The sequence below is a fragment of the Desulfogranum aggregans genome (assembly GCF_055398265.1).
Window position 1 is genome coordinate 958,110 of record NZ_AP042447.1, and the last position, 18,873, is coordinate 976,982.

Annotated in this window: 21 protein-coding genes; 10 read left to right on the plus strand and 11 right to left on the minus strand. The window is 54.7% G+C overall.

Annotation, left to right across the window (positions count from 1 at the left end):
* Nucleotide 1: 1 nt before the first annotated feature.
* Nucleotides 2–2,653 carry an aminopeptidase N gene (gene pepN, locus ACZ52Z_RS04450; RefSeq protein WP_464269547.1) on the minus strand — a complete coding sequence of 884 codons (2,652 nt, stop codon included), beginning with the start codon at nucleotides 2,651–2,653 and terminating at the stop codon, nucleotides 2–4.
* Nucleotides 2,654–2,864: 211 nt separating this feature from the next.
* On the opposite strand from pepN, the gene ACZ52Z_RS04455 reads away from it, so the two are divergent.
* The 8 genes from ACZ52Z_RS04455 to ACZ52Z_RS04490 all read left to right on the plus strand — a co-directional run bounded on the left by ACZ52Z_RS04455 (nucleotide 2,865) and on the right by ACZ52Z_RS04490 (nucleotide 7,951).
* Nucleotides 2,865–3,908: an NAD(P)/FAD-dependent oxidoreductase gene (locus ACZ52Z_RS04455; protein ID WP_464269548.1), complete on the plus strand. Its 1,044-nt coding sequence runs from the start codon at nucleotides 2,865–2,867 to the stop codon at nucleotides 3,906–3,908.
* Nucleotides 3,909–3,957: 49 nt separating this feature from the next.
* Nucleotides 3,958–4,224 (plus strand): hypothetical protein, encoded by a 267-nt coding sequence (locus tag ACZ52Z_RS04460; RefSeq protein WP_464269549.1) that lies wholly within the window; start codon nucleotides 3,958–3,960, stop codon nucleotides 4,222–4,224.
* A 4-nt stretch (nucleotides 4,225–4,228) separates the two neighbouring features.
* The gene (locus ACZ52Z_RS04465; protein WP_464269550.1) at nucleotides 4,229–5,068 is read left to right on the plus strand and encodes a pyruvate, water dikinase regulatory protein; all 840 of its coding nucleotides are present in this window, start codon (nucleotides 4,229–4,231) and stop codon (nucleotides 5,066–5,068) included.
* A 13-nt stretch (nucleotides 5,069–5,081) separates the two neighbouring features.
* Nucleotides 5,082–5,309, plus strand: a complete 228-nt coding sequence (locus ACZ52Z_RS04470) for an RND transporter (protein ID WP_464269551.1) — start codon at nucleotides 5,082–5,084, stop codon at nucleotides 5,307–5,309.
* 37 nt (nucleotides 5,310–5,346) lie between these two features.
* A complete protein-coding gene (locus ACZ52Z_RS04475) occupies nucleotides 5,347–6,090 on the plus strand; it encodes a TerC family protein (RefSeq protein WP_464269552.1) in 744 nt (247 codons plus the stop codon).
* A gap of 203 nt (nucleotides 6,091–6,293) precedes the next feature.
* The gene (locus ACZ52Z_RS04480) at nucleotides 6,294–7,151 is read left to right on the plus strand and encodes an alpha/beta hydrolase (protein WP_464269553.1); all 858 of its coding nucleotides are present in this window, start codon (nucleotides 6,294–6,296) and stop codon (nucleotides 7,149–7,151) included.
* Nucleotide 7,152: 1 nt separating this feature from the next.
* Nucleotides 7,153–7,650: a deoxycytidylate deaminase gene (locus ACZ52Z_RS04485; protein ID WP_464269554.1), complete on the plus strand. Its 498-nt coding sequence runs from the start codon at nucleotides 7,153–7,155 to the stop codon at nucleotides 7,648–7,650.
* 61 nt (nucleotides 7,651–7,711) lie between these two features.
* Nucleotides 7,712–7,951, plus strand: a complete 240-nt coding sequence (locus tag ACZ52Z_RS04490; RefSeq protein WP_464269555.1) for an RNA-binding S4 domain-containing protein — start codon at nucleotides 7,712–7,714, stop codon at nucleotides 7,949–7,951.
* Nucleotides 7,952–7,993: 42 nt separating this feature from the next.
* Here ACZ52Z_RS04490 and ACZ52Z_RS04495 read toward each other — a convergent pair whose 3' ends face one another.
* Nucleotides 7,994–8,884, minus strand: a complete 891-nt coding sequence (locus ACZ52Z_RS04495; RefSeq protein ID WP_464269556.1) for a phosphoribosylaminoimidazolesuccinocarboxamide synthase — start codon at nucleotides 8,882–8,884, stop codon at nucleotides 7,994–7,996.
* Between the two features lie 234 nt (nucleotides 8,885–9,118).
* On the opposite strand from ACZ52Z_RS04495, the gene ACZ52Z_RS04500 reads away from it, so the two are divergent.
* Both ACZ52Z_RS04500 and ACZ52Z_RS04505 read left to right on the plus strand, forming a co-directional pair.
* Nucleotides 9,119–9,577, plus strand: coding sequence for an Hsp20/alpha crystallin family protein (locus tag ACZ52Z_RS04500; protein WP_464269557.1), 459 nt, complete (start codon nucleotides 9,119–9,121; stop codon nucleotides 9,575–9,577).
* A gap of 10 nt (nucleotides 9,578–9,587) precedes the next feature.
* Nucleotides 9,588–9,986: an Hsp20/alpha crystallin family protein gene (locus tag ACZ52Z_RS04505; RefSeq protein WP_464269558.1), complete on the plus strand. Its 399-nt coding sequence runs from the start codon at nucleotides 9,588–9,590 to the stop codon at nucleotides 9,984–9,986.
* 109 nt (nucleotides 9,987–10,095) lie between these two features.
* Here ACZ52Z_RS04505 and ACZ52Z_RS04510 read toward each other — a convergent pair whose 3' ends face one another.
* The 9 genes from ACZ52Z_RS04510 to ACZ52Z_RS04550 form a co-directional block, all read right to left on the minus strand.
* Nucleotides 10,096–10,956 carry a DUF3108 domain-containing protein gene (locus tag ACZ52Z_RS04510; RefSeq protein ID WP_464269559.1) on the minus strand — a complete coding sequence of 287 codons (861 nt, stop codon included), beginning with the start codon at nucleotides 10,954–10,956 and terminating at the stop codon, nucleotides 10,096–10,098.
* On the minus strand, nucleotides 10,929–11,786 hold the full coding sequence (locus tag ACZ52Z_RS04515; RefSeq protein ID WP_464269560.1) for a UbiA-like polyprenyltransferase: 858 nt from the start codon (nucleotides 11,784–11,786) through the stop codon (nucleotides 10,929–10,931). Before ACZ52Z_RS04515 ends, ACZ52Z_RS04510 begins: the two co-directional genes overlap by 28 nt.
* A complete protein-coding gene (locus ACZ52Z_RS04520) occupies nucleotides 11,786–12,352 on the minus strand; it encodes a UbiX family flavin prenyltransferase (RefSeq protein WP_464269561.1) in 567 nt (188 codons plus the stop codon). The genes ACZ52Z_RS04515 and ACZ52Z_RS04520 overlap by 1 nt, the downstream gene beginning before the upstream one ends.
* A 1-nt stretch (nucleotide 12,353) precedes the next feature.
* Nucleotides 12,354–13,073, minus strand: coding sequence for a bifunctional demethylmenaquinone methyltransferase/2-methoxy-6-polyprenyl-1,4-benzoquinol methylase UbiE (gene ubiE / locus ACZ52Z_RS04525; protein ID WP_464269562.1), 720 nt, complete (start codon nucleotides 13,071–13,073; stop codon nucleotides 12,354–12,356).
* 37 nt (nucleotides 13,074–13,110) lie between these two features.
* Complete coding sequence (locus ACZ52Z_RS04530) at nucleotides 13,111–13,935, minus strand: menaquinone biosynthetic enzyme MqnA/MqnD family protein (RefSeq protein ID WP_464269563.1); 825 nt, start codon at nucleotides 13,933–13,935, stop codon at nucleotides 13,111–13,113.
* Nucleotides 13,935–15,182: an amidohydrolase family protein gene (locus ACZ52Z_RS04535; RefSeq protein WP_464269564.1), complete on the minus strand. Its 1,248-nt coding sequence runs from the start codon at nucleotides 15,180–15,182 to the stop codon at nucleotides 13,935–13,937. The genes ACZ52Z_RS04530 and ACZ52Z_RS04535 overlap by 1 nt, the downstream gene beginning before the upstream one ends.
* Nucleotides 15,183–15,185: 3 nt before the next feature.
* A complete protein-coding gene (mqnC, locus tag ACZ52Z_RS04540; RefSeq protein ID WP_464269565.1) occupies nucleotides 15,186–16,247 on the minus strand; it encodes a cyclic dehypoxanthinyl futalosine synthase in 1,062 nt (353 codons plus the stop codon).
* A 14-nt stretch (nucleotides 16,248–16,261) separates the two neighbouring features.
* The gene (mqnE, locus tag ACZ52Z_RS04545; protein ID WP_464269566.1) at nucleotides 16,262–17,356 is read right to left on the minus strand and encodes an aminofutalosine synthase MqnE; all 1,095 of its coding nucleotides are present in this window, start codon (nucleotides 17,354–17,356) and stop codon (nucleotides 16,262–16,264) included.
* Between the two features lie 95 nt (nucleotides 17,357–17,451).
* Nucleotides 17,452–18,774 (minus strand): sigma-70 family RNA polymerase sigma factor, encoded by a 1,323-nt coding sequence (locus tag ACZ52Z_RS04550; RefSeq protein WP_464269567.1) that lies wholly within the window; start codon nucleotides 18,772–18,774, stop codon nucleotides 17,452–17,454.
* Nucleotides 18,775–18,873: the final 99 nt, after the last annotated feature.

The following is an 18,873-nucleotide window of genomic DNA, read 5'->3' on the forward strand; positions in this document are numbered from 1 at the left end:
CTTAGGTGGCGGCAACCTGTAGGGATCGCTTCACAATTTCCCCCAGGTCACCGGATAAATCAGGAGAGTGGGCAAGCCGCTCAAGCTGGGCGCGGATCAATTCCTGCCGGCGCTGGCCATAGCGGCGCCACTGGGTAAAAGGTGCTGCCAATCTTGCGGCAATCATGGGATTGAGCCGGTCGAGTTCGAGCAGCACCTCGCCGAGAAAGGTATAGCCGCTGCCGTCTTCGGCATGAAACTGGGCCTGGTTAAGGCTGGAGAAGGCGCCGATCAGCGAACGGACCTTGTTGGGATTTTTCAAACTAAACACCTGATGGTTCATTAAGCCCTGCACACGGTCCAGGGTTCCCGGCAGGATACAGGCGGCCTGCAGGGTCAGCCATTTATCCATCACTAACGGGTCCTGGTGCCACTGGTCGTAAAAATCAGTGAGCAGCGCCTGTCCGTGATCATGATCACTGTTCACCACATTCTGCAGGGCCGCGATCCGGTCAGTCATGTTATCGGCTTTCCTGTACTGCTCCATTCCGGTCTGCAGATGTGCGCCGCCTTCCACCGCAAGCAGGTAACCCAAGCAGCAGTTCTTGAGTGCTCTTTTCCCGATCTGTTGGGGGGTAAACGCATACGGCTCGCTGGACTGCAGGGTTAGGTACCGGGTCCCGAATTCTTCGGCAAGTGCATCGGCGATCTGCCGGCGAAAGGTATCGCGTACAGTGAAGATGGCCACTGGGTCAACCACCTCCAGTTGCTGCCCTATCCAGTTCTCCGACGGCAGCACCAGCGCCATTGCCAGCAGGGCTGGGTCACCAGCGGAATCGTTGATCAGCGATCGCATACCTTCAATCAATGCATCATCCACGACAATCGCCTTGCCGTCTCCATAGTTCCTCAACTGCTCGAGGATGCAGGTCAACCCGAACTGCTGCGCTGCATCCCACCGCTGGAAAGGATCGGTATCGCAGGCCATCAGGAACGCTAACTCGCTGGCTGTTCGGGGGTAATCGACCAGAACCGGTGCGGAAAAATTGCGCAAAAAAGACAGCACCGGCTGTTCCTGGATTCCTTCAAAGAGAAATTCCTGCTCCTCTTCAGCAAGCGTCAGTACCACTGTGCCACTCGCATCCGCCTGTTCGCCGGAGCGGAGGCGGGGTATCATTGCCTGTCCTTTGGAGTCAAGCAAACCCATGGCCAGCGGCAGAAAAAATGGCTGCTTTTTCTTGGTTTCCGGTGTGGGAGGACAGGACTGGCGTACACGCACGGTAAAGGTTCCGGTATCAGCGGCATAGGTGGTGTCCACGTGCAGTTGCGGCGTGCCGGCCTGACTGTACCACCGCTTAAAGCGGCTGAAATCCACGTCGTTGGCATCGGCCATGGCTTGAACAAAGTCATCGCAGGTAACGGCCTGCCCGTCATGGCGGGTAAAATAGAGATCCATTCCCTTTCTGAATCCACTGCGGCCAAGCAGGGTATGGAGCATACGAATGACCTCGGCTCCCTTGTTATACACGGTAAGGGTGTAAAAGTTGTTGATCTCCACAAAGGAGGGAGGACGCACCGGATGCGCCATGGGACCGCTGTCTTCCTTGAACTGGAGGGAGCGGATGATGTTGACATCCTGAATCCGCTGTACTGCCCGAGAGCCCATGTCTGCGGAAAATTCCTGATCGCGAAACACGGTCAGGCCTTCCTTGAGGCTCAGCTGGAACCAGTCCCTGCAGGTAATCCGGTTGCCGGTCCAGTTATGAAAATACTCGTGAGCAATGACCCCTTCAATGCCATCGAAATCGATGTCCGTCGCACTCTCCGGGGTAGCCAAAACATACTTGGAGTTAAAGATGTTGAGTCCTTTATTTTCCATGGCGCCCATATTGAAATCGTCAACCGCCACGATCATGTAAGTATCGAGATCGTACTCGCGGCCAAAAACCTCTTCATCCCACTGCATGGCCTTTTTCAGGGATTGCATGGCATGGGCGCATTTATCCCGATTTCTGTCCTCCACGTAGATACGTAGCGCAACCTGACGGCCGCTGGCGGTGGTGTAGCTGTCTTCAATGCACACCAGGTCACCTGCCACGAGGGCAAAAAGATAGCAGGGTTTTTTATAGGGGTCGTTCCAGGTCGCATAATGGCGCCCGTCCTCCATTGTACCGGAATCGATCAGGTTGCCGTTGGAGAGCAGTACCGGACACTCCCTCTTGTCAGCTACAATCGTGGTAGTAAAAACACTCATCACGTCGGGCCGGTCGGGAAAACAGGTAATTCGACGAAAACCCTCGGCCTCGCATTGGGTGCAGTAATTGTCGGAAGAACGATACAGTCCTTCCAGCGCGGTATTGGCGGCAGGGTTGATGGTGTTGGTTATTTCCACGGTGAACGGCTCCTGAGGCACTTCTGGAAGAGTGAGGATACCGTTTTCAAAGGTATACGCAGTACTATCAAGGACTTTTCCCTGCAGCATCACCTGCTCAAGGGTCATCTGTTCACCGTTAAGCTGCAAAGACTGGTTGTCGCTGGAATCGGGCCTGACCATCAGCCGTGATCGTACCCGAGTCTGCTGCGGATCAAGTTCAACATGAAGATGCACCTCATCGACGAGGTAGGGTGGCTTGGTATAATCTTGCAGAAATATTTCTTTTTTTTGGGTGGTCATAAATTCGTCCTGTGTGGTGATAGGCAACATATTGATAACGCTAGACCATGATCATTTTTTACAAAAAAGGCAATGAATAGTCAGCAGGTATCTGGTATCACTAGCCCGTGGGCAACAATCGCCCGAACCGGCAAGGTGCGGCCGCAGATCGTTGTCTGGAGAACGTATTGCAATCTACCCGCGAGATCCATCCCCCTTCAAAACCCTGCGTATGACTTCGAGTTGTGACCAACGAGCGGATGTGGTGATTATCGGCGGAGGCCCCGGCGGCCTGGCCTGCGCCCGCGAACTGGCGGGACACGGCAAGCAGGTGGTCCTTTTGGAACGCAAACCGGTTATTGGTCCCAAAGTCTGTGCCGGCGGCATTACCTGGAGCGGCCTGTTGCAGCACGTACCGCCTGCACTTATTGAGCGTTCCTTTCCGGTCCAGCATATATATACCCAACTGCAGCATATTCAGGTAACCGAGCCTCAGCCCATTATCGCCACCATCAGCCGTCGTAAAACCGGCCAATGGATGGCTGAAAGGGCCCGTACGGCCGGCGCTGAAATTTTTACCTCCTCCCGGGTACGGCATGTTTCCGACAAGGTCGTCACTGTTCGACGCGGAGCGGAGCAGATCACCATCGGCTATGGCCACCTGGTTGGCGCAGATGGAGCAAATTCCCTTGTTCGTCGCTTTCTGCAACTGCCCTCCACCCGTATGGGCATCGGACTCAACTGTACCCTGCCCCTGCGCCGTCAGGAAATGGAGTGGCACCTTCTCCCAGGCCTGTTCGGTTCGGGGTATGCCTGGATATTCCCCCACCAGGAGACTATTTCCATAGGTGCTTACGTCGATAAATCAGAAATTTCAGTTAAAAAGCTGAAGCAAAACCTCGTCACCTGGGCCGCTGCCAGAGGGGTCGTTGTTCCCGAGGATCGCATCCGAGCCGGGCTGGTCAACTACGACTACCGTGGATATGCCTTTGACAACTGCTGGCTCGTGGGAGAGGCGGCAGGGCTCGTCTCGGGTCTCACCGGGGAGGGCATCTATCCAGCCATCGTCTCGGGACAGGCAGTGGCCAGGAAAATTCTCGATCCCGACTATCCTGCCGCAGAGGTGGAACAGATGGTGCGCAAGCAGCAGCGCCACCACCGGGTTATTGATCTTGCTCAGAGAGCGCCCGTGCTTTGCGGCCTGCTGATGAACCTGCTGGTCCTGCTTTTGCGGTGGAAATTACTTGATTTCCGTATGCTTGAAATGGCAGATTAAGGCTTTTACCCCTGTCTCATTTGGCTTTTCTCGAATACTGCAGTTACATATGAAACCTGGAAAAAATACAATCATCTACAACCTGCTCTTCGTACTGGTGTGCGGAGGACTCTTCCTCTTTCTTTATGCCGCACCGCCGGAGACCACTCCGCACCTTCCGACAGACGATGCTCATGCACCATTTATGACCATGGATAAAAAGGCCGCGGAAAAACAATGCGGCGCCTGCCATTCCCCTGATGCCACGGCTCCGTTGCCGGAGGACCACCCGCCGACATACCGGTGTCTTTTCTGCCATAAGCGTACCAGCAACTAACCCCATGGAAACACGAAACGTCTACTATATTTCCGGTTCCACCGCCCTCCTGGCAGAAGACATGGGACGTGCGCTCCTGGCTCAATTTCGTGATCTTCGCTTCAAAGAGGAACGCATTCCCTTCATCCACACCCCGGAAGAGGCAAAGGAAACACTCCAGAAAATTCTGAGCCAGTCACAGGGCAGCAAGCCACTGGTCTTCTGCACCATCATGGATCCGGCAACTCGTGACATTTTCGATACCGACCAGGTTATCTACTTTGATATTTTCCTGGAAAAACTGGAACAGCTGGAAAATGTCCTGCAAAGCAAGGCACGGCGAGAACCTGGATATTCCCGCCATTTTACCATCTCACGCATGAATAAGCGGGTGGATGCCATACACTACTCTCTGGACCACGACGACGGCACCAAGACCAAGGAATATGACAAGGCGGAAATTATCCTGGTCGGCGTGTCGAGAACAGGGAAAACGCCGGTCAGCATCTATATTGCCACCCATATGGAGATGAAGGCGGCAAATTTTCCCCTTACCGCCGACCACCTTAATCAACACGAGCTGCCCAAGGACATCGTGCGCAACCGTAAACGGGTCATCGGATTGACCTCATCACCACGCTACCTGCACCAGATTCGGGAAAAACGCTACCAGGGTTCGAGTTATGCCAGCCTGGAAAACTGCACCAAAGAACTGCAGCAGGCACGCCAACTGTTCACCCGCTACAACATAAGGTCGATCAATGTCGAAGGCCGTTCCATCGAGGAGCTGGCCGTGCAGGCGGTACAGAACATCGGCAAGGCGAAACGCAACCAGCGAGGCTCACGCCTCAAGCCGATCCCATAAGGCGGCTGTCCGTATGTTTAGCCTGATCAACACAATACCCTGGTTACCGCTCTGCCTGTTCTGTATCCTCGTCGGTTGTGCACCCTTTACCCCTGAACCGCACCTGGTGGAAAAGCTCAGGATGCTCCTGGAAGGAAACCTGCACAAACCATTGGATATTTTTGACTTACTTTTTCATAGCGCACCTTTTCTTCTGCTTGCGCTCAAAGGTGTTGGTACGCTCCGATCATCCAAAAAATGATTGCGGTACCGCCCCACATCTACCTTGAGGAACTTTCATGTTTGCCTGGATAACCAGTCCTGAAGCCTGGGTAGCATTGGCGACCCTGACATTGCTGGAAATCGTTCTCGGGATCGACAACATCATCTTTATCACCATCCTGGTGAGCAAGCTCCCGGAGGCCCAGCGTGCCTTTGCCCGCAACCTCGGCCTGAGCCTGGCAATGCTTACCCGCCTGGCACTGCTCTTTTCCATCGCCTGGGTAATGGGCCTGACCGACCCCCTGTTTACGATCTTTCAACAATCCATTTCCGGCCGTGACCTTATCCTTGTCGGTGGCGGCCTGTTTCTGTTGTTCAAAGCAACACACGAAATCCACAGCAGCCTGGAAGGTCCCGACGAACGTAGCGGACTGACCGGAACAGCCACTCTCGGTTCCATGCTGATACAGATCGCCCTGCTGGATATTGTCTTTTCTCTGGATTCGGTTATCACAGCCGTGGGCCTTGCTGACCATGTCTCGATTATGGCTATTGCCATTGTCGTAGCCGTGGGAGTGATGCTCCTCTCGGCACGACGCATCGGTGAATTTGTCGACGCCCACCCGACCATCAAGATTCTGGCCCTTTCCTTTCTCCTGCTGGTAGGGGTTACCCTGATTGTCGAAGGCTTCGACATCCATGTGCCCAAGGGATATATTTATTTTGCCATGGCTTTTTCGGTGGGAGTGGAGATGCTCAACCTGCGGATGCGAAAAAAGAAGCAGCAACCGGTCAAGCTGCACAAACAGCTCAGCGAATAATTGCTGCTTCCACTCCGCTCTTGGCAGCTGCTTATTTGACCATTTTCCACGGATCAATTATGATGATCGCCGCCAAAGGCAACCGGGAGGCAAATCACAGACCGCACAGAGGTAGAGTATTGTCCGCTGTTTTCGCCGGCCTGCTCCTTTCAGCCTGTCTGGCCTGCGGCTGCAACTGTCAACAATCAACATTGGAGAAATCTGTGTCGTATTCACCAGAACTATTGGCCCTGCTTGATGACCCCAAGATCGTCAACATGCTTTTTCACCCACGTACCGTTGCCGAAACCGCCCCTCCGGGCAATGCCATCAACTTCAATGCCGAGGTGGAGGAAAACCTGCGCATCGGCTGTCGCATTTTTCCGGTTGCCAAGGATGCCCCGATCATTATTTTCTTTCACGGCAACGGCGAGATCGTTCCCGATTACAACGATATCGGTCCCATGTACCAGCAGCAGGGCCTGAATTTTGCGATTGCCGATTACCGCGGGTACGGCTGGAGCGACGGTACGCCCCTGCTCAGTACCTTTCTTGACGATGCAAATACCGTCTTTGTCCAGCTGTCTCGCTGGTTTCGAGAAAACGGATACACCGGCGAGCTTTTTGTTATGGGACGTTCCATGGGCAGTGCCTGCGCCATTGATATCGGCATCAATCACGGTGACGACCTTTCCGGGATGATTATTGAGTCTGGGTTCGCCTTGCCCCTGCCGCTGACCAAAACCCTGGGCATCGATCTGGAAGCACTGGGCATCCACGAGGGCCAGACCTTTGACAATGCTGGTAAAATAGAGCAATTCGAAAAACCGACCCTGATTCTCCACGGTCAGCTTGACCAGCTCATACCTGTGTGGCAGGCAGAAAAACTCCATTCCCTGTGCGGCGCGAAAACCAAAGAGCTGCGTATGGTGCCGGGCGCTGACCACAACACCCTGATGGCCGTTTCCGGTGTACTCTACTTCCAGGAAATCAAAAGATTTATTGATAAGCTGACCGGCGCTACCCCGGACTGGCGCGAACGAAGAAAGGCGTTTAAAGCCGCACAGCAGGCAGCGAAATAAGATGGCGCCGAAAAGGAAAGATTATCTCTCGTGGGATGAGTATTTTATGGCAGTGGCCCTGTTGTCGGGGCTGCGCTCCAAAGATCCCAATACCCAGGTCGGCGCCTGCGTGGCCAACTCGGAGAACAAGATTGTCGGCGTGGGGTATAACGGTTTTCCCTGGGGCTGCTCAGATGATGAGCTGCCCTGGGACCGCGAGGGAAATTTTCTGGACACCAAATACCCCTACGTATGCCACGCCGAGCTCAACGCCGTGCTCAACTCCATAACCCGAGATCTGCGCAACTGCCGAATATACGTCGCCCTTTTCCCTTGCAATGAGTGCACCAAAGTCATCATACAGGCGGGTATCCGAGAGATTATCTACATGTCAGATAAGTACCGGGATACAGAGTCGGTGAGAGCCTCAAAAATCATGCTGGAAAAATCCAATACCCACTACCGGCAATTCGTGCCCGAGCGCAACTCCATCCTGCTGAACTTCAGCTACGACGAGTAGAAAACCACGGCAGCAAGAAGGTTCGCCGCCTCCCCTGATTCCCTTTTCCGTATGGTTCGACATGCCCCACAGCCCAGCTCAGTCCACCACCATCTCTACTCCTTATATCGAACTCTATAAACTGCTCAAACGGGAAAACCTGGCAGCGAGCGGCGGCGAGGCCAAATTCCTCATCAGTGAGGGCATGGTGCTGGTGAACGGCGAGGTAGAAACCAGGAAGCGAAAAAAAATCATTCCCGGTGATACGGTGACGTGCCACGGCGAGACCTTCGCCGTCAGGCAGGCGGGAACCTCTGCCTGACATCCTGGGGATGACCGGCAGAGGCGGTACAACGCGCTGAACTCAGGTGGTGAGCTTTCGCTGAGCTTCCAGGTAGCGCGCTTCTGTCCTTTCAAGAATTTCCGCAGGCAGCCTGGGCGGAGGCGGCTGCTTGTTCCAGTCCAGGGTGGAGAGGTAGTCGCGAAGGTACTGCTTGTCAAAACTCGGCTGGCCTTTTCCTTCCGCATATTCATCCAGCGGCCAGAATCGAGACGAATCCGGGGTCAGAACCTCATCGATCAGGATCAGTTCCTCGCCGTCCATGCCCAGCTCAAATTTGGTATCTGCGATGATTATGCCTTTACTCCGGGCATACTCCGCCGCCTTTTCGTAGAGTTCGGTGCTGACGACCGCCATCTTTTCTGCGATTTCCTTTCCCACGATTTCCTCCATCTGCTCCAGGGAAATGTTCTCGTCATGCAGCCCCTGTTCGGCTTTGGTGGAGGGCGTAAATAACGGCTTGGGGAACTTGCCCGACTCAACCATTCCTTCAGGCAGGGCAAAACCGCACACGGTTGTGTCCTGCTGGTAGGCCTTCCAGAATGAGCCGGAGAGGTAGCCCCGTACGATGCATTCTATGGGCAACACTTTGGTGCGTTTGACCAGCATGGAGCGGCCTTCCAACTGATCCCGGTACTGGTGGCATACCTGTGGGTATTCGTCCACTTCGGCGGAAAGCAGGTGGTTGGGAACAATATCCCCCAGCAGCTTGAACCAGAAGAGGGAAATTTGGGTCAGGACCTTGCCCTTGCCGGGAATGGGATCGTCCATGATGACGTCATAGGCGGAAATTCGGTCTGTAGCCACCATCAGCAATTTATCCGGGTGACCTGGAATTTCATACATATCCCTGACTTTTCCTCGATGAAGCAGAGAAAGCTCCGGACAGTCGGTGGTAATAATGGCGTTGCGCATGCGTATACTCCTACGTGAAAATTGAATTCAAAACAGACCAAACGAGTAATACTGTTTTGCAAAAAGAAAAGAGCCAGGCCCGTCTTTTCCGCACGGTCAGGAAAAATATATCTCCAACCTCCAGGGCTCAGATTTTTTCTTTAAAAAGCTCTCCCTGGGATCGCTTGACAAGCAAACATAGCAGCTTATCTTACCCTTTAAAAGGAAAACCCATGTCGAATAAAGGAGATACCGATGCCTATCATACGTTTTGCAGAGCGTCCCCCCTTCAGAAATCCCTGGGCAGAATTCGAGCGCATTCGCCAGGGGCTTGATGAGCTATCACGAAATTACGGCGACCGGAGCCCAACACAGGACAGCTCCAATGTCTATCCTGCACTGAACATCTACGAACAGACCAACAAGCTGGTGCTCACTGCCGAGATACCCGGTGTTTCTCCCGATGATCTTGACCTCTCGGTGGAAGGCGAGACCCTGACCATCAAAGGCAAGCGAAGCGAACACCCAACAGACAAACCGGTATCATTTCACCGTCGGGAAATCGAAGCCGGTACCTTCAGCAGGGCCGTGTCGCTGCCGGTAAAAGTTGACCTGGAAAACCTGACGGCCCGCCTGGTGGACGGCATACTCACCATCACCCTGCAGAAAGCCACCCAGGCAACCCCCAAGAAAATTCAAATTGTCGCGGAATAAGGAGGGGACCATGGCCAGTTCCGATCTCAAGATGCAAAGCAAAACGCCAAGTGCAACGCAGGGAGAAACAACCAAGTCAGAAAACTATTTCTCTCCGCTCGTCAATATCTACGAAACGCCTGAGGCCGTGACCGTTGTCGCGGATATACCGGGCGTGCAAAAGGAGGATGTTGAGATCGCCCTTGACGAGAACATCCTCACCATTCATGGACAAATGAAAACCCCGGCGCCAGAGGGCCGATTATTGTTGAAAGAATATGAAATCGGGCACTTCATGCGTCGATTTACTGTCGCAGAAACCATTGATCAGGGAAATATTCAGGCCTCGCTGGCCAATGGGGTGCTCAAGGTGATCCTGCCCAAGGTCCTGCCGGCCAAGCCGAGAAAAATCGAAGTGCAGATGGGCTGACCAGCCGTCTGCAGCCGGTGTGGCAACGCACAGCGAGGTGTCTCTAATGCCGCTTGCGTTGCCGCCGCGCATTAGTTCTACCGTTTTTCTCCGACCCTGCTTATACAGATCAGCGAGAGGGGCTGCTGGCAGGAATGGTTCGTTCTGGGCAGCGGGTATTGGAATATTCGACCAGTTCGGCATTCAGCGAACCAATGAGAATCTTTGACTCAATCTCCACCGGAATGCGGCATTGGTCGTCCGTCAGCCAAAATACCGTATCGCCGTCTTTATCGTACAGTCCCTTGAATTCCATGGCCGGCTTGACCTTGAGGGTTGGCACCTCTCCGAAGATTGATCGTCTCGGCTCCCTGCTCAGCAGCGAAACAGCGACCTGGTGCCGTTTTTTGTCGACAAAGGCGGGAACGATCCGGTCACGCCCACGCTCAAGCCGCAGGGCGCGGGTGATAAAAAAGGCGGAAAATTCATTGTAGACCGTGCCGTCAACCTGGAACATCTCTTCGGGTTGCTCGTTTTTCCGGTAGACCACCTGCAGCGCCTCCTGGTTGTACACTGTCAGCCGCCTGGTTTCCCGTTTGCTTCCGTGACCTTCCTGCTGGAGGACCTCGTACCTGGTGGGTAATTTGCGCTCTCCGGCAATGGAGGTGGTAAAGGTGTCGTCTACAGGATATATAAGCTTGAACAGTCCATAATCCGTCACCCGTACCCGGACAACGTAACCGTCGCCCTGCTTCTCGACCGCAATATACAGGTCGCCTATCTTGGGCCCGCCGCTCCAGGAGACAGTAAAACGCATACGTTCACTGCCTTCAAAGATAGTGTTCAGGATCTCTGGATGAAGGTCGTGCATCTGTGTTTCAACTGGTTTGTTCTCTGCGTCCGCTGCGATGGCCGGCCCACTGGTGGCTGGAAGCGCCAGAGTACAGACAAGCAAGAGCCAGATTACCCGGAGGTAGCCAGTGAGAGCCATGTCGCAACAAAAAGGGTCAGAGAAATAATTCCATTCATCGAAAAAAATGACATCCGTATGCGGGACAAATCCGTCGGACTGACAATCGCATGCTGGTAGAAAAGGGCAAGTCCGGTGGCCCCGATTCCCGCATAATAGAATATGTTGAGCCCTGTTTGTATGCCTGTCAAGGTAAACAGGACAAATGCCAGGAAATGAAAGAGCACGGCAATACGAAAACTGTTCTTTCGCCCGAAAATTGAGGGCATGGAAAAGAGCCCGACCGATTTGTCGAAATCAGCGTCCAGGCAGGCATAGATACAGTCAAAACCGGCTACCCAAAACAGCACGCCCAGGCTGAGCACCCACGGGTATCCGCTGAGATTTCCGGAGACCGCCACCCACCCGCCAAGAGGCGAGAAAGCCAGCGCAACGCCGAGCACCACATGACAGAGCCAGGTAAAACGCTTGGTCAATGAATAAAACAGTGTCAGTCCCAGAGCAACCGGGGAGATCAGCAGCGCAGTGGTATTGAGCATGGCGCAGGCGAAAAAAAACAGACCGCCGGAGGCAATGACCATGGCCCACGATTCAGTGAGCGATACTTCACCTGCAGGAATGGCCCGCTCCGCGGTTCGGGGATTGGCGGCATCAAAGCGTCGATCCGCAATCCGATTGAACCCCATGGCGCAGGTACGCGCTCCGACCATGGCGATGACCACCCACAACAAGGTCCACCACCCGGGAACGCCTCGTCCGGCGAGAAAGGCGCCGATCAGGGCAAAAGGCATGGCAAACACCGTGTGCTTGAACTTGATCATCTCAAGCAAAACAGTAAGCTTTTTCAGCATCACTCCTCTCCTTGCCACCGCGAGTAGGTGTGTTCGGCCAGGCCGAGCAGATCGCAGATTCGGCCGGTATAATTATCAGCCATCTCGGCAAAGGTGGCGGGCTTGGCGTAAAAGGCGGGCATCGGCGGACACAGAATTGCGCCGGCATCATGCACCTTCAGCATATTGTGCAGATGGGTCCGGTTAAACGGGGTCTCGCGTACCGCCAGAATGAGCGGGCGTCGCTCTTTGAGGGTAACGTCGGCGGCCCGATGAATCAGATGCGTTGAATGTCCGGCAGCAATGGCTGCCAAGGTGCCCATGGTGCAGGGCAAGACCACCATGGCGTCATAGCGGGCTGAACCCGAGGAGGGGGTGGCAGCAAAATTATCGGCTGAAAACCACTTGCCGACCCACGGCAGCTCCTGCGGTTCCTTGCCCAGCTCGTGGCGCAGCACCTGCTCACCGGCGGGGGAGATCACGCCATGTACCTGCACCTGCTGCCGCTGGAGCTGCTGCAACAGGCTCGGGACATACAACATCCCGCTGGCGCCTGTTATTCCCAGCAGAATACGCTCGATGTGCATTTCAGTTCTTTATACCTATATAGATGGAAACAATACCAAAGGTGAGCGGCTTGCGGACAACCTCGCTGAATCCTGCTTCTCGCATCATGGAGAGCAATTCTTCCGGCTCATAAAAAGCGGCAATGGATGAAGCCAGGTATTCATAGGCCTCTTTATCGCCGGATACCAGGCCGGCCACCGCCGGCAACACCTTATTGAGGTAGAAACTGTATACCGGTTTGACGACCGGGTTGCTCGGCCGGGAAAACTCGAGAATAAGGAGTTTACCCGTTGGCTTGAGCACCCGGTGCATCTCTTTGAGTCCTTTCAGGGTCTGGGAAAGGTTGCGCACTCCAAAGGCCACCGTGCATCCCCAGAAGGCATTGTCAGCGGCTGGAATCTCCTCGCCATCTCCGCAGACCGGGGTTATGCGCTCCTTGCGCTTGTCAGCGGGCAGGGCTTTTTTCCCTGCAAGCAGCATGTCCCTGCAGAAATCGATGGAGACCACTTCCCTGGCAGGCGCCTGGCGGGCAAGCTCAAGCGATAGCGGCAAAGTACCAGCGCACAGGTCCAGGACCGCACCATCGGGAAACTCGCTGAGCAGCCGGGTTGTTTTCCAACGCCAGTACCTGTCGATCTGGAAAGAGAGCAGGGAGTTGAGCAGATCGTAACGGCTGCTGATCGAGGAAAATTTTTCCCTGACAAACTTTTTCTTCTCCTCTGGAGCATCAATATTCTGCATAAACTGTTAGACGTATAGTATTGAAGTTAAGCGCTAATCAGCTGAAAAGCTGAAGCGGCAGCGCTGCCGGGGAGGCTTCCTTACGCTGTATAAGGTAGGAAAAAAACAGTTCCAGCCCTTCCCGCTTGGAGGGGGAAAGATCATGCTGGATACCACGAAGGTACCCTGAGCAGAGTTCGCAGTCCATGGGGATGCGCATTGCCACCCGATTGCAGATTTCAGCCATTCGCTGCTGTCCGCGGCGGCGGCAATCAATAAAGGTTTCCCTGATGGCTCGGGCTTCCTCCGGCTGCCGCTCAAGGTACTCCCGCCGAACCGCACACACGGAAAAGACAAAGGGCAGTCCGGTTTTTTTAAACCAGGCGTCCGAGAGATCAAGCTGGATGGGGTATCGGTTTTCATAGCGCAGGCGCAGGGCGTCGTCGCCGATGGCCAGCACAGCGGCAATGTTGTCCTGAGAGGTGTAAACGCTCAGGGCATCGCCGGTAACATACAGGGGCCGTACCCCGTAAAATTCCTCGAGAATAATCTGGTTCAGCCGTACTGAGGTGGCCGACTGTCCGGTGAGGACAATCCGTTTACCGCCGAGCTGTTCAGGCTGCATGGTGGAAAAGAGGTACACACTGCCGACCGGGCCGGTGGCGCTGATGGAAAGGTCATCCAGGATACGGTAAGACTGCGGGCGAACAGCATACTCGTAGCAGCTGACAAAGCCCATATCGATCTGTCCAGCCTCCAGCATGGCGTTGAGCTCGCTGGGCTGCCCCTCGATGATCTGCCAGGAGGCGGGACAGTCTGTTTCTTTCCACATTTCGTACAACGGCGCGGTATTGATATAGTTGACCATGCCAATGCGAGCCATTACTTGCCTCCCCTCTCGTCTATGCGTGTCGGGTTTATCCGGCTGCCCATGCCTACCAGGTGTCGATAGACAGCAGCAGCGTCCTTCATTTCTCCGGGCAGCGGCACGGCCAGCAGTTCGGCTTTCCTTCCCTCGGCAAGGGTGCCTGTCAGCCGATCAACGCCTAGGGCCTCTGCCCCGCCACGGGTGGCCATGGCAAAGATATCCTGGGGATCAAGGAACGGATGATCCCGCTGGAGCAGCTGCATCTCCCTCCAGATGGAAAGTTCAGGGTTGCTTGCCAGGCTGTCCGTGCCAAGGGCCGGTAGTATTCCGGCATCCAGATAGTGCTGCACCGGCGCGCGGCCCACGCCGAGAAAACGATTGCTCCCGGGGCACAGGCATACCTTGGCTCCGGCAGCGGCCAAAAGAGCGGTCTCCTCTTTACTGACATGCACGCCATGGACGCACAGGGTACGTTCATTGAGCAGGTCCAACCGGGCAAGGTAGGTTACGACGCCGCCTTCAACGGTTGCAATCTCCTGGAGAAAACCTTCCTCCCAAAATCCCCGCTGGACAAGGAAATCCACTATTTCGCCGCTGCCATGGGTAATCATTTCGATTTCTGCGACAGTCTCGGCAACATGGATAGGCAGTACTGCGCCCTGCCTTTCAGCCCGCTGTTTCAAGTGGCGAAGCAGATCTCTATGGGTTGAATAGACAGCATGCGCAGCGCACAGGGTTGACGCTGTTTCGGCATCTAGGCGTGCCAGGTTTGCCGCCAGAAATTCGTCGCTGAATCCAAGATACTCCCGGTAGGCCAGCAGGGTACCGCCAAAAGAAGACTGCAATCCATTGCCGATGGCGGTATTGCCGATATCAGCGACCACGCTCACTCCTGATGCGTATTGCGCGTCAAGCACCTGTGCGGCAGCCTTGCTGACATCCTCGCCAACCGCTCCGAGCCGGTCGCGCAGGGTAATCAGATCAAGGATCCAGCCGGTAAAGGAAGCCGGCGGGGTCCCCTGGCCAAGCTCGGCCAGATGGGAAAGCTCCAGATGAATGTGGGCATTGACCAACGGCGGGGTGATGGCCATTGCCCCATGGTTGGTCCTTTTTGCTGCAGGATAATCCGCAACCAGGCGTTCCTGTGTGCCGACGGCAACGATACGGCCTTCACTGCAGGCAACGCCTCCCCTTGCAAACGGTTTGCCTGCTACCGGAACAACCCAGTCGGCTACATGGATATGTACAGGAACCTGTGCCACCCGTCAAACCGGTGTATAGTCCATCAGCCGTTGTTGCGGAGTAAATCCGGCATCCTTGACCAGGTGGATGATCTCCTGCTCGGAGAGCCGGAAATGCACACCCGCCGCGGCAACGACGTTCTCTTCAATCATGGTCGAGCCAAAATCATTGGCACCGAAAAACAGGGAGACCTGGGCGATTTTCGGCCCCTGAGTCACCCACGACGCCTGAATGTTGGCAAAATTATCCAGGTAAATCCGACTGAGTGCCAACATCCGCAGGTAGGTGAAGGAGGAGGCCTTGTCGATCCGCCTGGTTTCCGCCAGGGGCGTGTTATCCGGCTGAAAGGTCCAGGGAATAAAGGCGGTAAATCCGCCGGTCTCGTCCTGAAGGTCACGCAGACGGCGCAGATGCTCGAGCCGTTCTTCAGCGGTCTCCACATGGCCGAACATCATGGTAGCGGTGGTCCGTAATCCAAGCCGGTGCGCAGTAGCCATCACCTCGATCCACTGGTCGGCATCGCATTTTTGCGGAGCCAGCTCTCGCCGAACCCGATTGGAGAGTATTTCCGCCCCTCCGCCGGGAATGGAGTCCAGCCCGGCAGCCATCAATCGCCGAATAACCTGTTCAATGGAAAGTCCGGACAGCTGGGCAAAATGATACACTTCGGGCGGGGAAAAACCGTGGACATGAATACCGGTCTGCTTCATGACCTGCAGCATCGCTTCATAATATTCAAGCGATTTGTCCGGATGCAGCCCCCCCTGGAGCAGGACCTGGGTTCCGCCCAGCGCCTGGGTCTCCTTGATCTTCTCGGTCAGTTCGTCAAAGGAGAGCAGCTGACCGCCCTCTTCCTCAGGGGCTTTGAAAAAAGCGCAGAATTTACAGGCCGAGACGCAGATATCGGTATAGTTGATGTTCCTGTCAATGACATAGGTAACCACCGGTGCAGGGTGCAACCGCTTCCTGACGCAGGTAGCCAAAAAACCGAGCTGATGGAGGTCCGCCTTCTGGTCAAGCAGTTGAAAGTCCGCATCGCTGATGCGTTCGCCATGTTCGATTTTGTGCTGGATGGTCGACAACATAACGGTCCCCACGATTAAAAGGTGGCCAGCACCTTGTACAAGGTGTCGCGCTCGATGGGGGTTCGCCCGGCCTCCTGAATAAGACGAATCAGGGTCTTATGACCAAGGGCCTGGGCGGTTTCCGCACCGGCCATATGGGTAATAACCTCTTCCTTGACGGTCCCGTCCATGTCGTCCGCTCCAAAGGAAAGGGCGACCTGGGCCAGTTTGGGACCGATCATCACCCAGTAGGCCTTGATGTGGGGAAAGTTATCCAGCATCAGCCGGCTGACGGCAATGTTTTTCAGGTCATTGATGCCGGTGGTGTTGCTATGCTCGGACATGGCGGTATTCTTCGGATGAAAAGCAAGAGGAATAAAGGCCAGAAAACCGCCCGTATCATCCTGAAGCCTGCGCAGCGCGTCGAGGTGCTCCAACCGTTCATCAATTGTCTCGATATGGCCATACAGCATGGTGGCGTTGGTACGCAGTCCGTGCTGATGGGCGGTCCGGGCAACCTCCAACCACTCGTCGCCAGGCAGCTTATGCTCACAGGTAAGGGTGCGAATGCGGGGGCTGAAGACCTCTGCGCCGCCTCCGGGCAGAGAACCAAGACCGGCATCCTTAAGGATTTCCAGGGTCTCGCCCACGGATTTTCCGGCCAGGGTCGCCAAATGGTGGATCTCCACACAGGTGAACGCCTGGATATGCACCTCCGGCCTGACCTCCTTGATCGCCTGCAGCAGTTCCAGGTAGTAGCTGAACGGCAAATCAGGATGGATGCCGCCCACCATGTGAATCTCGGTAATGGGTTCGTCCAGCCGCTCCCTCACCTTTTCCCGCACATCCTCGGCGGTCATCTCATAGGCCAGCGAATGACCCTTTTCCCTGCCAAAAGCACAAAACTTGCAGAGATTGGTACAGACGTTGGAGTAGTTGACATGCTGGTTGTAGATGAAAAAGGCGTCGTTGCCGTTTTTGCGCTCACGGACGATATTTGCCAGATAGCCCAGGGCAAGGATATCAGGGGACTGGTACAGCTCTTGTCCGTCCTCCAGGGTTAATCGTTCCTGATTCCGGACCTTTGCCAAGATCCGCCCCAAACCCGCTTGTTCAATATAGGCGTCCATTTTCTTTTCCTGATGGCAAGCCATCTCCATTTTTTCCAAAAAATAAGCCCCTTGACAGTGGCAAGGGGCTCAAATTTCACGATATGCAGCGATGGTTAGTCGAGGAAGTAACGTAATTTCTCCCTGCGGCTGGAGTGTCGCAACCTGTTGAGCGCTTTCTTTTCTATCTGGCGTATCCTTTCTCGGGACACATTAAAGCGCTTTCCTATCTCTTCCAGGGTATATTCCGCCTTTTCCCCGATGCCGAAGCGCAGGCGAATGATTTTTTCTTCCCGCTCTGTCAGGGTGGACAACACCTCAGTCACCCGGTGGGCGAGTTCTCTGTTCTGCACAGCATCGTAAGGAGATTCCGATTCCTGGTTCTCAAGAAAATCGCCCAGCGTGGAATCATCATCACCAACCGGCGTCTCCAGCGAGATCGGTTCCCGCGAAGCCTCGAGAATGGCCAGGATCTTGTCCATGGGCAGATCGGTCATCTTGGAGATTTCCACCGGGGTCGGCTCACGGCCCAGCTCTTTTAACAACGAATAAAAGGCCTTGAAAAATTGGCTGCGCAGCTCAAGGAAATGGACGGGCAGCCGAATGGTCCTGGTTTTATCCAGGATGGCCCGGGTGATGGCCTGCCTGATCCACCAGGAGGCATAAGTGGAAAACTTGTTCCCCTTCTTGTAGTCAAAACGGAAGACCGCACGCATCAACCCCAGGTTGCCTTCCTGAATGAGATCGGCAAGGGTCAGGCCCTGGTGCATATACCGCTTGGCAATGGAAACCACCAGCCGCAGGTTTGCCCGGATCATACAATCCTTGGCCACCTCAATGGACCGGTTGTAGGCCTCCAGCTTGGTATTCAGCTCAAACAGTTCACGCACTTCCTGGTGGTTGCGACTGGCAACGTTCACGCAGTGGCGCATGTAGTTGAGCTGTTGCTTCTTTGGTTTGAGCGTCGGGTCGCGTCGCTGCCAGAGGTCTATCCGCTCCACCAGCATCTGGATTTCCTTAGTGCCGGAGGTGTCCTCGCGGATGGCGGCGATAATGGCGTCAAAGCCTTCGCGGATGGTTTTGGAATACTTCGCTTCCTCCTCCGGAGTAAGCAGGTCGAACTGCCCCATTTCCCGGAGATAGGTAGTGGTGGTTTCTTCCGACTCGTGTTCTTCGCTTTCAGGAAGCGAAGTGTCGTTTGCGTTATCGTCTTCAGCGGATTTCTTGCCAGTCCACTCTTCCCCGGAAAGGGTCTTTTTCTTGCCTGAATCTTCCTGGGTAACGATTTCTATATTGTTTTCCCCTAGAAAATCGAATAATTCTTCAATGGCCCCCGGATCTTTTATTTTTTCAGGAAGTAATTCGTTGAGGTGCTGAAAAGTTATACAGCCCTCGTCCTTACCAGCTTCAAGAAGGTCATTTTTGATACCTGCGAGCACCTGCCTTCTCCCTCCACAACGGATATATAGAAATGATGATCATCGAAAAAAGCACAAAGAAAATGCTAATCTAATACCATGCCACAAAAAAATCAATCC